The following is a 14,070-nucleotide window of genomic DNA, read 5'->3' on the forward strand; positions in this document are numbered from 1 at the left end:
CCACTCAGCTGCCGGGAACCCGTCGGTGGATCGGACCTTCGACGTCTCGCAGCGGCTGGCCGGTACCGCCATTTCGCTCGGATATCAGTTGCGCCACAATCGATATCGCCACCTCGGCCGGAGTGTGCCCGCCGAGGTCGAGACCGAGCGGCGATCGCAGACGGTCGTCGATGCGGTCTCGGGGCACCCCGGCGACGGTCAGCCGCGCGATGCGGTCGTCGTGGGTCGCACGCGAGCCCAGCGCCCCGATGATGCCCACGCGGTCAGAGGCCAGGGCAGAGACCAGGGTCGGCACATCGACCTTCGCGTCATGGGTCATCACGCACACCGCCGTGGCGGAATCCGTTCGTCCCGAGTCCATCTCGTCCTCGAGATATCGTCCCGGCCAGGCCACGACGACCTCGTCGGCATCGGGGAACCGGGCCGGCGTCGTGAAGACGGGACGCGGGTCGACGACGGTGACGTGGTAGCCGACGTTCTTCGCCACCGTGCAGAGTGCGCGGACGAACTCGTTGGCACCGACCGCGATCAGACGGCGAGGGGGTGCGAACGTGTGCACGAATGTCCGCGGCCGGTCGGCCGCGCAAACCCGTGGCGCCTCCGTGTCGTCGACGCCGACGATCCCGCAGCGCCCGGCGTCGCGGAGGTCGGCGATGTCCTTGTCGAGGCCTCGCCATGATCCGGTGGCACCGGGATGATCCAACCGCCAGAGAGGGCGGGTGGTCAGTGTCGTCGCCAGTGCGACCGGCCGGCCGATGCCGACCGACGCGCGGAGGTCGGCGAGGTCGGCAACGCGTTCCGGGCCGATCCGCTCGACGAAGATCTCGATCTCTCCCCCACAGGTGAGACCGATCGCGATGTCGTCGAGGTCCGCGGGCCCGAACCGCTCGCCGACCGCACAACCCGTGTCCAGCACGTCCGTCGCGGCGTGCACGATCGCCGAGTCCACACACCCCGCGGACAGCGATCCGATCACCTCACCGGCCGCGGTCACGGCCATCGCGGCGCCGAGCTGTCGTGGCGCGGGGCCACTCGTCGCGACCACCCGCGCCAGCGCGACGGGACCGGCGGTGAGACGGTCCAGCAACACGGGTAGCAGTTCTCGCATGTCCTCAGTCTCCCAGAACCGCGTCGGCCGGGTTCGGGGGACGAACTCCCGAACCCGGCCGACGACGGATGATGCGTGGTGGCTACTCCTGCGCGGGTAGCACGTGCTCACCGGACTTGTCGCAGGACAGGGCCAGCGAGCTGATGTACTGCTTCTCCCCGTTCGGGCCCGGCACCGCGGAGGCGATCATGTCCGGACGCTCGAACTCGATGCCCGTGACGCAGCACATCAACTTGACGTCGGTCGGGTTACCGTGCTCGTCGTACATCGGGAGGTCGATGCCGTCGTCGGTGCGTCGAAGGTAGTACTTGCCCTTGGTGGCCAGTGCGATGATCGGCGGCAGCACCAACGCGAGGATCAGCGCGACGAGCGGCGAGTACGGCTGGATGGCATCACCGAAGACGTGGAAGTACACCATGATCGACGCTGCTCCGGCGACGATCACCGACACGAATCCGACCGGGTTGAAGTTGTAGAGCATGCCGCGTCGGAACTCGGGTTCCTTGGGCGAGATCTTCAGCAGGTACTTGTTGATGGCGATGTCCGACGCAACGGTCACGATCCACGCGATCGCGAGGTTGGCGTAGAAGTTCAGCAGCTCGTTGAGGAAGCTGAACATGTTGGCCTCCATCAGCACGATGGCGATGGCGACGTTGAAGACCAGGAACACCAGACGACCGGGGTAGGTCTTGGTGACGCGGGTGAAGCTGTTGGTCCAGGCCAACGATCCCGAGTAGGCGTTGGTGACGTTGATCTTCACCTGGCTGATGACGACGAGGATCACGGCGAGGGTGAGCGCCAGCCAGTGCGGCATGAACTCCTCGTAGATCGCCAGGAACTGGTGGACCGGCTCGTTCGCGACGCCGGCCTGTTCGGCGAAGTTCATGATCAGGTACACGGCGAGGAAGAGACCCACGATCTGCTTGATGGCACCGAAGATCACCCAGCCCGGGCCCGCGGTGAGGACCGCGGTCCACCACTTGCGGCTGTTCTCCGGTGTCTTCGGCGGCATGAACCGGAGGTAGTCGATCTGCTCGGCGATCTGCGCGATCAAGGACAGACAGACACCTGCCGCGAGCATCGTGCCGGCGAACGAGACACCGTGTCCCGCTTGGCCGTCGGTGCCACCACTGAACGACAGGAAGTCACCGATGGCATCGGGATGCTTGATGACGAGGTACAGGAACGGTGCGACCATCATGATCAGCCAGAGGGGCGTGGTCCACACCTGCAGCTTGGCGAGCGTGTTCATCCCGTAGATCACCAGCGGGATGATCAGCACCGACGACAGCAGATAGCCCAGCCACAGGGGGATGTTCAGGCCCAGCTTGAGGCCCTGGGCCATGATCGAGCCCTCGAGTGCGAAGAAGATGAAGGTGAACGACGCGAAGATGACGTTGGTCAGCACCGAGCCGTAGTAGCCGAATCCGCTTCCGCGGGTGATGAGGTCGAGGTCGATGTTGAACCTGGCGGCGTAGTACGAGAGCGGGTAGCCGGTCAGCATGATGACGACCGCGAAGAAGAGGATGCCCCACAACGCGTTACCGGTGCCGTTGGCGATGCCGATGTTGGCACCGATCGCGAAGTCGGCGAGGTAGGCGATACCACCGAGTGCCGAGATCGCCACGACCCCCGGGCCCCACTTGCGGTAGCTCCTGGGCGCGAACCGGAGGGTGTAGTCCTCCAACGACTCGCGGGCGGCCGCCGCCTGCGGTCCGGTGGCGATGATGCCGGCTTCGGCGCTCTCTATCTCACCTATATCCCTGTTCACGTGCTCGACTTCGTCGCGCATCGACTCTTTCGACATTCGTCTCCCTTGCCCGGGGCTTCTGACGGATTCTCCGGGTGGAGAACGCCTTCGCTGACGCTAGAAAGGGGTCGTTTCGGTCACTTGACCGGAATGTTTCGCCGATGAAAACTACGACGCCGCAAGGAATCGATGACGGTTATGTCCGATTTGGGATAGGTGTACCGAGCCCGGGGAGCGAGCTGACCGTTTGGGGACCGGTGAACTAGCGCCCGATGAACTCGGGGCGCCGCTTCTCCGCACGCGCGGCCCGGCCCTCCGCCAGGTCGTCGCTCTCCCACGCGCGCATCATCGCGTCGAGCCGTTCCGGTGCCGGTTCGTCGCGGGCGCCGTCGTTGTTCAGCACCATCTTGTAGTGCTGCAGCGTGAGCGGCGCCAGATCGGCGATGTTCGCGGCCCAGTGCTGGGCGTCGGCCAGGTCGCCGATGCGATTGGCGAAGCCGAGCGTGTGTGCCCGATCGGCGGAGAGGGGGTCGCAGCCGATCAGCATGCTGCGGGCGGGGCCCGAACCGACCAGCGACACGAGTCGCCGGATCGTCCACTCATCCACGGCCACACCGATTTTCGCGGCGGGTATGCCGATCAGGGCGTCCGGTGCCATCACCCGCAGGTCCGCGGCCATCGCCAGTTGCAGGCCCGCACCGAGCGCAGAACCGTTGAGCGCCGCGATGACCGGGATCGGCACCGCCTCGATCTGCTGCAGCGTCGCCACGAGTTTGTCGAGGAACGACGGATCGTAGACGGGACCGGACAGGTCGGCGCCGGCACAGAACACCGGACCCCGGCCGGTGACCACGACGGCACGTGCACCGCCGTCCACCGCGGACATGAACGCATCCGACAGTCCCGCGACCATCTCCTCGTCGAGCGCGTTCCGTTTGTCGACACGGTCGAGCTCGACGGTGACCACTGCACCTTCTGCAGACGAGTGAATCATGTGCCGAAGCCTACCGACTGTCGTGACAGACTGGCCCATTGTGGGTGACCTCGAGTCCGACCGTGTTGCGCCGAGCTGCGACGTCCTGGTGATCGGGGGCGGACAGGCGGGACTGTCCGCCGCGTATTTCCTCCAGCGGTTCTCTCTGCAGGATCGCTATCAACTGCTCGACCACGCACCCGGCCCGGGCGGCGCCTGGCAGTTCCGCTGGCCGACGCTCACCCTCGCCGCGGCCAACCGCGTCCACGACCTGCCCGGATACGGCCTGGTGGAAGCGCTCGGCCGCGACTGCGAGACATTTCCGGCGGCGTCGGCGGTGCCCGAGTACTTCGCGAAGTACGAGGAGAAGTTCGGTCTGCGCGTATTCCGTCCCGTCGACGTCCGAAGCGTCGAGCATGCCGGCGACGGTTTCGTCGCGACACTCGGTGACGGCACGACCATCGCCACCAGGACGATCATCAACTCCACCGGGACGTGGGAACGACCGTTCATCCCGCACGTCCCGGGGATCGGGGATTTCCGTGGGAGACAACTGCACACCCACGACTACATCGGGCCCGAGGCGTTCGCCGGGAAACGCGTCCTCGTCGTGGGAGCGGGGATCTCGGCCGTTCAGTTGTTGATCGAGATCGCGCGTTCCGCGCCCGGCGCCCAGACGTTCTGGTGTTCGCGGACCGAACCGGTCTTCGACGACACACCGTTCGATCCGGAGAAGGGTCGTCGCGCCGTGGCACGTGTGGAGGAGCGGGTCCGCGCGGGTCTGCCGCCGACGTCGGTCGTCTCGGTGACCGGTCTCGCGCTCACCCCGGCGATCAAGGCCGCCCGCGACGACGGCATCCTCGCCTGGCGCCCGATGTTCACCAGGATCACCGAGACCGGCGTCTGCTGGGACTGCGGCGGGTCCGGCCGCGACGGAACCGACAGCCTGGACGTCGACGTGATCTTCTGGAACACCGGGTTCCGCAGCGCACTCGATCATCTGGCACCGCTGCGCCTGCGGGGGCCGGGCGGCGGCATCACCATGACGGGCCGACTGGCCACCACGGTCGCTGCCGACCCGAGAGTGCAGCTTCTCGGCTATGGCCCGTCGGCGTCGACGATCGGCGCCAACCGCGCGGGCCGCGCGGCGGCGCGAAATGTCGCCGACCTGCTCGGCGCGTAGCCCAGCCTTGACAAGTTGTTGTGTTTTCCTAACACTTGATTAGGTGAGTCCTGTCCGGAGGGGCGAGAAGCTCCCGATCTTCAATCGCATCGGTGTGCTGCGCGCCGAGCGGAAGATGACCCGGGCACACCTCGCCGAGCTGGTCGGGATCAACGTGCAGTCGGTCGGCGCGTTGGAGCGCGGCGACAACTATCCGAGCCTCGACCTCGCCTTCCGAATCTGCGCGGTGTTCGACCTCCCGGTCGAGGCCGTGTTCAGTCGCACCGAGTTCCGCGCGATGTCCGCCGAGCTCTACGCCCGGACCAGCGGTGAGCGGCAATCCGACCTCGGAGGTGCACGATGAGGGATCCCCATTCGGCCATCCCGGAGGAGGCGACGCCCGCTCTCTGGCGGCGTTACGACAACTGGCGTGCCGAGCGTCATCTCCGTTTCAACGCCAGGCACGCCGGCAGACTTCGGTCCTGGCGGACGAGGCGCGGAGCGAGGCGGTTGGTGCTCCTACAGATCGTCTCGCTGCTCGTGGCCCTCGCGGGCGCCGTGATGGCATTCTCCACCTATTGGTTCGCGGTCCCGTTCGCAGTCGGACTGATCGGCTCGGTGGCCACCCAGTACGCGCTCCGCATCGTCACCGGGTCCGTCGCCGACACCCCGGTCCCGGCGCTCGACGAGATCCAACTGGCGCAACGCAATTCCGCGCGATCGATCGGCTTCGTCGCCGTCTACGTCCTCATGTTCATCCCGTACGCGATCCTCATCGTGCTGGGCTCGCGCGACGACGTGCCCGGACAGCTGGTCTACGGCACCGCCGTCCTGCTGATCACCCTCCTGGTCTGCGGGATCGTCCTGCCGACCATGCTCACCGCCTGGTGGATGAACGACCCCGATCCCGAGGATCTGATCGTCCCCGAGTCCGCAAGCAGCACACCGACCGACACCACCGACACGGAACGGAGCCAGCGATGAACCCCCCGCTGATCATCGACGGACTACACAAACGCTATGGCGACCTGGTCGCCTTGCAGGACATGACCTTTCACGTCGATCCCGGGGAGCTCTTCGGCTTCGTGGGCAGCAACGGTGCAGGAAAGTCGACCACCATGCGGATAATCCTCGGCGTCCTCGCCGCGGATGCCGGCCGCGTGACCCTCGGGGATCGCCCGATCGATCTGCAGACCCGACGGCAGATCGGCTACATGCCCGAGGAACGCGGCCTCTATCCGAAGATGAAGGTCGGCGAGCAGCTCGTTTTCCTCGCCCGTCTGCACGGCATGTCGGCCTCCGCCGCGCACGACAGCATGCAGCGGTGGACCACCCGGCTCGGCGTCGAGCAACGCGTGGACGACGACGTCGCCGACCTCAGCCTGGGCAACCAGCAGCGGGTGCAACTGGCGGCGGCGCTGATCCATGACCCACGTGTCCTCGTCCTGGACGAGCCGTTCTCCGGTCTCGACCCGGTCGCCGTCGACGTGATGAGCGACGTCCTCAAGGAGAAGGCCGCCGAGGGCATCCCGGTGATCTTCTCCTCGCACCAGCTCGATCTGGTCCAGCGTCTGTGCGACCGCGTCGGCATCGTCGTGCGCGGCCAGATGCGCGCGCTCGGCCGGGTCGAGGAACTGCGGGCCCGCGACGGCGTCACCCTCGACGTCGCCGGCCCGTCCACCGCCACGCGCTGGGCCGACGGTCTACCCGGCGTCGTCCGCGCCGACTATGACTCGAACACCGACGTGACGTCGCTGCGCATCGACCCGGACACCACCGACGATCAGGCGATCCTGGCCGCAGCACTGCGCGCCGGCCCGGTCCACCGGTTCGCGGCGTCGACACCGTCACTGACCGAACTCTTCCGAGAGGTGGTTTCCGCATGAGCTCCCCCACACCCCAACAACTCCCCGGCGGCCCGGCCGGCGCAGGTGCCGCGCAAGCGATCCGGCTGGTCGCCGAACGCGAGATCGTCACCCGCGCGAAGACGAAGTCGTTCCTGATCAGTACGGGCCTGTTGATGGTCGTGATCGTGGTGGGCGCGATTGTCCTCGCCGCACTCACCGGCGGCGACGACACCAAGAAGATCGGCCTCGTCGGATCGGATCAGACGCTGTCACAGACGATCGAAGAGGTCGGCACCGCAACCGGGACGTCGATCGACGTGGTCGACGTGGACTCCGCCGCGGACGCCCGCACACAGGTCGCCGACGGCGACCTCGAGGCGGCGTTGGTACCCGGTGCATCGAATGCGTTCGTGGTGTTGTCCAAGAGCGGAGTGGACGCCACCCTCGACGGCGTCATGCGCACGTCGGTCGAACAGGTCGGTCTGTCGCGGGCGCTCGCCGAGCGTGGCGTGGACGCGTCATCGGTGCCCCGCGCTTCGATCACCGTCGAGCAGACCACACCCGACAAGCCCGACGAGGGACAGCGCATCGTCATCGCCCTGGTCGGCACGATCCTGTTGATCACCGCCATCATGATGGGCGGATCCATGGTCGCGGTCGGCGTCGTCGAGGAGAAGACGTCGCGGGTGGTAGAGCTCCTCCTGGCCACCATCAAACCCCTGCATCTGTTGTGGGGCAAGATCATCGGCATCGGGGCGATAGCGCTGGCGCAGGTCCTGCTACTCGGTGCCACCGCGCTGATCGCCGGTCAGGTGACGGGCCTGCTGACCGTGCCGGGCGCGGCGATCGGCATGTTCGCCGCGGTCATCGCCTGGTTCATCCTGGGCTTCCTGTTCTTCGCCACCCTCTACGCCGCGACCGGCGCGCTGGTCTCCCGGCAGGAGGAGCTCAGCGCGAGCTCGGCCCCGCTGACGATCCTGGCGATGGCGGTCATGTACTCCGGCGTGTTCGGCATCCAGGCGCTCGACTCCACGTTCATCCAGATACTCAGCTGGATTCCGCCGTTCAGCGCCGCGCTGATGCCGATCCGGATCGCCACCGGTGACGCGACGATCATGCAGGTCATCGTCACGTTCGCGTTGATGGTGCTCGCCTGCGCTGCGGCCACCTGGTTCGCGGCACGCATCTACCAGCGGTCGATCCTGCGCACCGGTACGCGGGTCAAGTGGACCGAGGTGCTGTCGACGGTGCGATGAGTCCCGGAACGGTTCACGCCGGTGCGACGTCGGCGACCTCGTCGGCCAACCCCCAGGCCAGCGCCGTCTGTGCACCGATCGACGTCCCGCTCGTCGCCAGATGAAAGGTCCGCCAGCGGCCGATGCGGCGGGGAATGCCCACGGTGCCACCGGCTCCGGGGATGAGCCCCATGCCGACCTCGGGCAATCGGATCGCCACCCGGGGATCGACGACGATGCGACCCGCGAGGCCGGGCAGTTCGATACCCGCGCCCACGCACGCGCCGTGCAGGAAAGCCGTTGTCCGGTCGGCGATCTCCGCGAGTCGCACCCCGGCCCCGCCGGCCGTTCGGACGAAGTGCGCGATCACCGGGTCGGGAGTGGTGCCGAACTCGTCGAGGTCTCCGCCCGCGCAGAAGGCCGGACCGGCACCGCGCAGGTGGACCTCGGTGAGCGAATCGTCGAGGACCGCGACGTCGAGGGCCGCCACCATTGCGTCGCGGAGCGCAGCGCCGAACGCGTTGCGCCGTTCGGGCCGATTGAGGGTGATCGTCAGTCGTGTGCCGTCGCGGTCGACGAGCACCGGCGCGGCGGCGGACGTCGGCGGGAGCGGGCGCGGTCCGCGCCGGGCCAGCCACGCGGCGAACTCGGTGCCGCCGAGCAACGTCGAGTAGGCCCACGACTCGACGTCGAGGGCCTGCCGGACGGATACCTCTGTCCCGGTGCGGAGTACGCCGGCGAGGATCGTCGCGGACTGTGGGTTGCGCGCGACGTGATCGGCCAGTTCGTGGGCGGCGGATTCGGGGTCGTCGGCGCCGACGATGGCCGGGTGTGTGTTCTCGATCTCGGCCGGACCGTAGACGACGTCGCATCGATCGCCGACAGCAGGCCAGCCCGTCGCCGGTGCCGCACCGGTCGTGAATCCGATCCGGACGTGGCCGGAATGCTTGTCCGGCGACCAGGCGAGCCGGTCCCACAGCGCGTCGTCGCAGACGTCGGCGACGAACGGTGCGGCGATGAACGGTGCTGGGACGATCACGTGGTCAGCCTATCCGCGCACCTCGGCGTGCTGCGTGACGGGATCAGATCTCTCGAAACCGTCGCAGCGCCTCTTCGCGCTCGGCCTTGTGATCGACGATGGGTTCGGGATAGTCGTCGTCGATCTCCGGTATCCATCGGCGGACGTACTCGCCGTCCGGGTCGAACTTGTCGCCCTGGGTGGTGGGATTGAACACCCGAAAGTACGGTGCCGCATCGGTTCCGGTGCCTGCCGCCCACTGCCAGCCGTGCTGGTTGGAAGCCATGTCACCGTCGACGAGTTGGTCGAGGAACCAGCGGGCACCCCACCACCACGGCAGGTGCAGATCCTTCACCAGAAACGACGCCGTGATCATGCGCACGCGGTTGTGCATCCAGCCGGTCTCGCGCAGTTGTCGCATCCCGGCGTCGACGATCGGAAAGCCGGTCCGACCCTCTTTCCACGCGTCGAAGCGTCGATACGCGCTCTCATCGGTGTCCAGGGCGATGTCGTCGAACTGACTGTTCCAGTTCCGCCAGGCGCTGTGCGGCCAGTGGTACAGGACATCGGCGTAGAAGTCGCGGAACGCCAGCTCGCGGAGATATGCCTTCGCGCCGTTCGACCGGCCCAGGTCGGCAGCCATGGTGCGCGGATGGATGTTGCCGTACTTCAGATACGCCGACATGCGGCTGGTGACGTCGCGGTCGGGACGGTCACGGCCCTCGTCGTAGCCGTCGAGATCGTCGTCGACGAACTCGTTCCACCGCTCCCGGGCGGCCTTCTCCCCTGCCGGAAAGCTCAGCGCGGTGGGGGCCGCGGGCACCCGGATGCGTCCGGACCGACGTATGTCGGCGGGGTCGAGGAGTTGTCGCGTCGCGATCGAGGTGTCCGCCGGGGCACGCCACCCGTGCTCGGTCCAACGCCGGAAGTAGGGTGTGAAGACCTTGTACGGCTCGCCATCCGACTTGGTGATGCGGCCCGGCGCAACGAGATACGGCGACCCGACGGCCTCGAGCGGGATCTCGCCGAGCGCCTCGGCGACCGCATCGTCACGCCGGCGGCCGAAGGGCGAGTAGTCGGCGCTGATGTGCACCGACGTCGCGTCGACGGCTGCTGCCAGTCGCGGGATCTCTTCGTCGGGACGTCCACGCACCACCAGCAGGCGGCCGGACAGTTGGTCGTCCAGGTCGCGGAGCGAATCGAAGAGAAAGCTCAGCCGCCGCTCACCCGAGGATTTCTCCAGCCTCGGATCGACGACAAAGCAGACGAGCACGCGCGAACCCGCATCGATCGCCGCCGCGAGCGGCGGCAGGTCGTCGAGCCGAAGGTCGCGGCGCAGCCAGAGCAGGCTCGGCCGGGTCATCCCGGCCTGCCTGTGTCATCCCGGTCCGGGATGGTCTATCCCACGCCCAGCAGGTCGATGACGAAGACGAGCGTCTTGCCCGAGAGGCGATGGCCTGCCCCGGCCGGGCCGTAGGCGAGCTGCGGGGGGACGGTCAGCTGGCGGCGACCGCCGACCTGCATGCCCGGGATACCCTCCTGCCAACCGGGAATCAACCGGTCCAGCGGGAAGTTGGCGGACTGGCCACGGTCCCACGAGGAATCGAATTCCTCGCCGGACTCGTACTCGACGCCGACATAGTGCACGTCGACGACGCCGCCGCGCTGCGCCTCGGCACCGTCTCCGACGATGAGGTCTTTGATCTGGAGCTCGGCGGGGGCCGGGCCTTCGGGGAATTCGACTTCGGGCTTCTCAGCGCTGGTCAACGGGACTCTCCTTTGAGTCGTCGGATCAGTTATCTGGTCAGACCGGCTCATCGGCCGATCGGGTCTCCCGACGCGTCAGCGCTGGCCCATACCGATGTAGTCACGTTCGGTGTAGCCGGTGTAGAGCTGGCGCGGACGGCCGATCTTGCCGCTCGGGTCCTCGTGCATCTCGCGCCAGTGCGCGATCCAGCCGGGCAGCCGGCCGAGGGCGAACAGCACGGTGAACATCCGCGTCGGGAAGCCCATAGCACGGTAGATGACCCCGGTGTAGAAGTCGACGTTCGGGTACAGCTTGCGCTCGATGAAGTAGTCGTCGGACAGCGCGACCTCTTCGAGACCCTTCGCAATGTCGAGCAGATCATCTTGTACGCCAAGCGATTCCAGGATCTGGTCGGCGGTCTTCTTGACGATGGCCGCGCGCGGATCGTAGTTCTTGTACACGCGGTGACCGAAGCCCATCAGCTTCACGCCGTCTTCTTTGTTCTTGACCTTGTTCATGAAGGCCTGGGTGTCGCCGCCGGATGCACGGATCTCGTCGAGCATCTCGAGCACCGCCTGGTTGGCGCCGCCGTGCAGCGGACCCCAGAGTGCGTTGATGCCGCCGGAGATGGAGGTGAACAGGTTGGCCTGCGAGGAACCCACCAGGCGCACGGTCGAGGTGGAGCAGTTCTGCTCGTGATCGGCATGCAGGATGAACAGCATGTCGAGGGCCTTGGCGACCTCGGGATTGACCTCGTAGGGCTCGGCAGGGAAGCCGAACGTCATCCGCAGGAAGTTCTCGACGAGGCTCAGCGAGTTGTCCGGATAGAGGAACGGCTGGCCGACCGACTTCTTGTATGCGTAGGCCGCGATGGTCGGCAGCTTCGCGAGCAGGCGGATGGTGGAGAGTTCGACCTGCTCCGGGTCCTTCGGATCGAGCGAATCCTGGTAGTAGGCGCTCAGCGCGTTCACCGCACTGGACAGCACCGGCATCGGGTGCGCGTTACGCGGGAACCCGTCGAAGAAGCGCTTCAGATCCTCGTGGAGCAGCGTGTGCCGTTGGATCTTGTTGGTGAAGTCCTCGAGTTCCGACGGGGTCGGCAGCTCACCGTAGATCAGCAGGTAGCTGACCTCGATGAACGTCGACTTCTCCGCCAGCTGGTCGATCGGGATGCCCCGGTAGCGCAGGATGCCCGCGTCCCCGTCGATGTAGGTGATGGCGGATTTCGTCGAGGCCGTGTTGACGAATCCACCGTCGAATGTGGTCAGCCCGGTCTCGGCGAGGAACTTGCCCAGCGCGACGGAATCCGAGCCCTCGGTGGCCTTCAGGATCGGGAGCTCCAGCTGACCACCGGGGTAGGTGAACTTCGCTGAGGCCGTATCGGACGCCTGGTCAGCTGGGACTGTTTCAGCGGACACACGAACCCCTTTACTCAGGTGAGAGTCTTGTACTTCTGCAGATCCGGGTAAGGATCCTGTTGGGTATCAACCTAGTCGCTTCGCAGCTCGCTCGCCCACGGAGGGTCCGCGCCCGGACGCGAAACGGTGATGGCAGCCACCTGACCAGCATATTCGGCGGTCGCGAGCCACTGCTCGGCGGACAGTTCCGCGACCGCGCGGGAGGACAGCGCCCCGATCCGGTCGAGGTGACGGAGGATGCCGCCGACGACGCTGTCACCTGCACCTATCGTGTCCACGACCTGGACCTCGGGTGCCGCCGACGTGACGGTGAGGTCCGTGGTCGTCACGGTGATCCCGTCGGCGCCGGCGGTGGTGATGACAGCGGTCACACCGGCCGCGAGCCAATCGTCGGGGCCTGTCCCGACCGGACCGTCGCCCAGCCACCGGGCGTCCTCGTCGGAGAGCTTCACGATGTCCACAGCGTCCAGCCAGGATGCGAAGCGTCGCCGATAAGCGTCGGCGTCCTCGATGACGGCGGGCCGGATATTGGGGTCCACGACTATCAGACGTCCCTCGTCGTGGCATCGCCGTAACAGCGATTCATACACCGACGCACCGGGTTCCAGGACCATCGAGAGCGTGCCGAAGCACACGGCCGCCACCGTCGAGGCGAAGGTTCCCGGCGGATCGATCGAGCGGTCCGCGGTGCCCTCGACGTAGAACGAATACTGCGCCGCACCGTCGTGCCCGATCGTGGCCAGCGCGAGCGAGGTCGGTTCCGTCCGGCGCTGGATCAGCGCGGTGCCGACTCCGCCGGCCTGCAAGGCGGCGATGATCGCGTCGCCGTAGGTGTCGGTGGACACCGCCGAACACAGGGACACCGCGCTGCCGAGCCTGCCCAGCGTCACCGCGACGTTGAACGGGCCGCCGCCGAGCGCAGGCTGCAGGGGCGGCAGGCCGCCGGAGTTGACCGCTGCGGATGGCGACAGCGGCGAGCGAAGCGACGGGGAATGCGATGGGGAATGCACTTGCACGACGTCGACCAGGGCCTCACCACACACGACGATCTCGCGCATAGTCACCTCCGTTCCGTCGACCATCCTGCCACCGACGGCGCTGCGGTCCATCGGTTTCGACGTCTCCACCGGTAAGTTGGGCTCATGCGTGATCTGCCCGCCGGACCGGACGCGGTGCTGCTCGACTTCGCCGGCGAGCCGGAGCCACTCGACGCCGTCGGCACGGCGGTGGCGGCGCTGAGGGCCGCGATGGTGACCGGCGCGTTGCGCGTGACCGAAGTCGTGCCCAGCGCCCAGAGCGTGCTCGTCCAGGCCCGACGCGGCAGCGGCATCGACGTGCTGGGCATCCATCGGGCGCTGCGGGCGGCCCAGTCCGATTCCGGCGAGCACGATCTCGCGACCGGTGATGCCGTGCGCATCCCGGTCACCTACGACGGTCCCGACCTCGACGAGGTCGCCACGCTGCTCGGCATCACCGCCGACGAGGTGGCCGACATCCACCTGACCACCGAGTGGCAGGTCCAGTTCATGGGATTCGCGCCCGGGTTCGGTTATCTTGTCCCACAAGACGATCGGGATCACCCATTCCGGGATCTGGGGCGTCGCAGCGAATCACGGCCGCGGGTCCCGGCCGGCGCGGTCGCGATCGCGGCGGGTTACAGTGCCGTGTATCCCCGGGTCAGCCCGGGTGGGTGGCATCTGATCGGACACACCACCACCACGATGTGGGACGAGCAGGCCACTCCCCCAGCCCTTCTCGCACCTGGATCATCGGTGCGGTTCGACGCTGCCGGACCCGCATGACCACCGTCCT

At 67.2% G+C, this 14,070-nt stretch carries 14 protein-coding genes; 6 read left to right on the top strand and 8 right to left on the bottom strand.

Annotated elements, in window-relative coordinates; all coding sequences use genetic code 11:
- Positions 1–4: 4 nt before the first annotated feature.
- From D7316_RS09525 to D7316_RS09535, 3 genes are all read right to left on the bottom strand, one after another.
- Entirely contained in the window at positions 5–1,108 is a 1,104-nt protein-coding gene (locus D7316_RS09525; RefSeq protein ID WP_124708073.1) for an XdhC family protein, read from the bottom strand.
- 82 nt (positions 1,109–1,190) lie between these two features.
- The gene (locus D7316_RS09530) at positions 1,191–2,915 is read right to left on the bottom strand and encodes a purine-cytosine permease family protein (protein ID WP_197718208.1); all 1,725 of its coding nucleotides are present in this window, start codon (positions 2,913–2,915) and stop codon (positions 1,191–1,193) included.
- Positions 2,916–3,120: 205 nt separating this feature from the next.
- On the bottom strand, positions 3,121–3,852 hold the full coding sequence (locus D7316_RS09535; protein WP_124708074.1) for an enoyl-CoA hydratase: 732 nt from the start codon (positions 3,850–3,852) through the stop codon (positions 3,121–3,123).
- A 40-nt stretch (positions 3,853–3,892) separates the two neighbouring features.
- Here D7316_RS09535 and D7316_RS09540 point away from each other — a divergent pair, with 40 nt between their 5' ends.
- From D7316_RS09540 to D7316_RS09560, 5 genes are read left to right on the top strand one after another with little or no spacing between them, the layout of a single operon-like run.
- Entirely contained in the window at positions 3,893–5,014 is a 1,122-nt protein-coding gene (locus D7316_RS09540; protein WP_232016842.1) for an NAD(P)-binding domain-containing protein, read from the top strand.
- Positions 5,015–5,057: 43 nt separating this feature from the next.
- On the top strand, positions 5,058–5,357 hold the full coding sequence (locus D7316_RS09545) for a helix-turn-helix transcriptional regulator (protein WP_124708076.1): 300 nt from the start codon (positions 5,058–5,060) through the stop codon (positions 5,355–5,357).
- Positions 5,354–5,977 carry a hypothetical protein gene (locus tag D7316_RS09550; RefSeq protein WP_124708077.1) on the top strand — a complete coding sequence of 208 codons (624 nt, stop codon included), beginning with the start codon at positions 5,354–5,356 and terminating at the stop codon, positions 5,975–5,977. The genes D7316_RS09545 and D7316_RS09550 overlap by 4 nt, the downstream gene beginning before the upstream one ends.
- On the top strand, positions 5,974–6,879 hold the full coding sequence (locus tag D7316_RS09555) for an ABC transporter ATP-binding protein (protein WP_124708078.1): 906 nt from the start codon (positions 5,974–5,976) through the stop codon (positions 6,877–6,879). The genes D7316_RS09550 and D7316_RS09555 overlap by 4 nt, the downstream gene beginning before the upstream one ends.
- Positions 6,876–8,096: an ABC transporter permease gene (locus D7316_RS09560; protein ID WP_124708079.1), complete on the top strand. Its 1,221-nt coding sequence runs from the start codon at positions 6,876–6,878 to the stop codon at positions 8,094–8,096. The genes D7316_RS09555 and D7316_RS09560 overlap by 4 nt, the downstream gene beginning before the upstream one ends.
- Positions 8,097–8,109: 13 nt before the next feature.
- On the opposite strand, the gene D7316_RS09565 is transcribed toward D7316_RS09560, so the two are convergent.
- From D7316_RS09565 to D7316_RS09585, 5 genes are all read right to left on the bottom strand, one after another.
- Positions 8,110–9,114: an enoyl-CoA hydratase/isomerase family protein gene (locus D7316_RS09565; RefSeq protein WP_124708080.1), complete on the bottom strand. Its 1,005-nt coding sequence runs from the start codon at positions 9,112–9,114 to the stop codon at positions 8,110–8,112.
- 43 nt (positions 9,115–9,157) lie between these two features.
- A complete protein-coding gene (locus D7316_RS09570) occupies positions 9,158–10,456 on the bottom strand; it encodes a cryptochrome/photolyase family protein (RefSeq protein WP_197718209.1) in 1,299 nt (432 codons plus the stop codon).
- A gap of 35 nt (positions 10,457–10,491) precedes the next feature.
- Positions 10,492–10,860: an FKBP-type peptidyl-prolyl cis-trans isomerase gene (locus D7316_RS09575; protein ID WP_124708081.1), complete on the bottom strand. Its 369-nt coding sequence runs from the start codon at positions 10,858–10,860 to the stop codon at positions 10,492–10,494.
- Between the two features lie 75 nt (positions 10,861–10,935).
- A complete protein-coding gene (locus D7316_RS09580) occupies positions 10,936–12,258 on the bottom strand; it encodes a citrate synthase (protein ID WP_124708082.1) in 1,323 nt (440 codons plus the stop codon).
- A gap of 71 nt (positions 12,259–12,329) precedes the next feature.
- Complete coding sequence (locus D7316_RS09585; protein ID WP_124708083.1) at positions 12,330–13,316, bottom strand: carbohydrate kinase family protein; 987 nt, start codon at positions 13,314–13,316, stop codon at positions 12,330–12,332.
- 84 nt (positions 13,317–13,400) lie between these two features.
- On the opposite strand from D7316_RS09585, the gene D7316_RS09590 reads away from it, so the two are divergent.
- Positions 13,401–14,060, top strand: coding sequence for a 5-oxoprolinase subunit B family protein (locus tag D7316_RS09590; RefSeq protein WP_124708084.1), 660 nt, complete (start codon positions 13,401–13,403; stop codon positions 14,058–14,060).
- Positions 14,061–14,070 lie beyond the last annotated feature (10 nt).

The organism is Gordonia insulae, from assembly GCF_003855095.1.
In the GTDB taxonomy this organism is placed as follows: Bacteria; Actinomycetota; Actinomycetes; order Mycobacteriales; family Mycobacteriaceae; genus Gordonia; species Gordonia insulae.

What these genes read in the sequence shown, in the direction of transcription:
- D7316_RS09535 (WP_124708074.1), bottom strand. Translation starts at nt 3,852, where the DNA reads ATGATTCACTCGTCTGCAGAAGGTGCAGTGGTCACCGTCGAGCTCGAC.
- D7316_RS09555 (WP_124708078.1), top strand. Translation starts at nt 5,974, where the DNA reads ATGAACCCCCCGCTGATCATCGACGGACTACACAAACGCTATGGCGAC.
- D7316_RS09525 (WP_124708073.1), bottom strand. Translation starts at nt 1,108, where the DNA reads ATGCGAGAACTGCTACCCGTGTTGCTGGACCGTCTCACCGCCGGTCCC.
- D7316_RS09590 (WP_124708084.1), top strand. Translation starts at nt 13,401, where the DNA reads ATGCGTGATCTGCCCGCCGGACCGGACGCGGTGCTGCTCGACTTCGCC.
- D7316_RS09585 (WP_124708083.1), bottom strand. Translation starts at nt 13,316, where the DNA reads ATGCGCGAGATCGTCGTGTGTGGTGAGGCCCTGGTCGACGTCGTGCAA.
- D7316_RS09530 (WP_197718208.1), bottom strand. Translation starts at nt 2,915, where the DNA reads ATGTCGAAAGAGTCGATGCGCGACGAAGTCGAGCACGTGAACAGGGAT.
- D7316_RS09550 (WP_124708077.1), top strand. Translation starts at nt 5,354, where the DNA reads ATGAGGGATCCCCATTCGGCCATCCCGGAGGAGGCGACGCCCGCTCTC.
- D7316_RS09560 (WP_124708079.1), top strand. Translation starts at nt 6,876, where the DNA reads ATGAGCTCCCCCACACCCCAACAACTCCCCGGCGGCCCGGCCGGCGCA.
- D7316_RS09570 (WP_197718209.1), bottom strand. Translation starts at nt 10,456, where the DNA reads ATGACCCGGCCGAGCCTGCTCTGGCTGCGCCGCGACCTTCGGCTCGAC.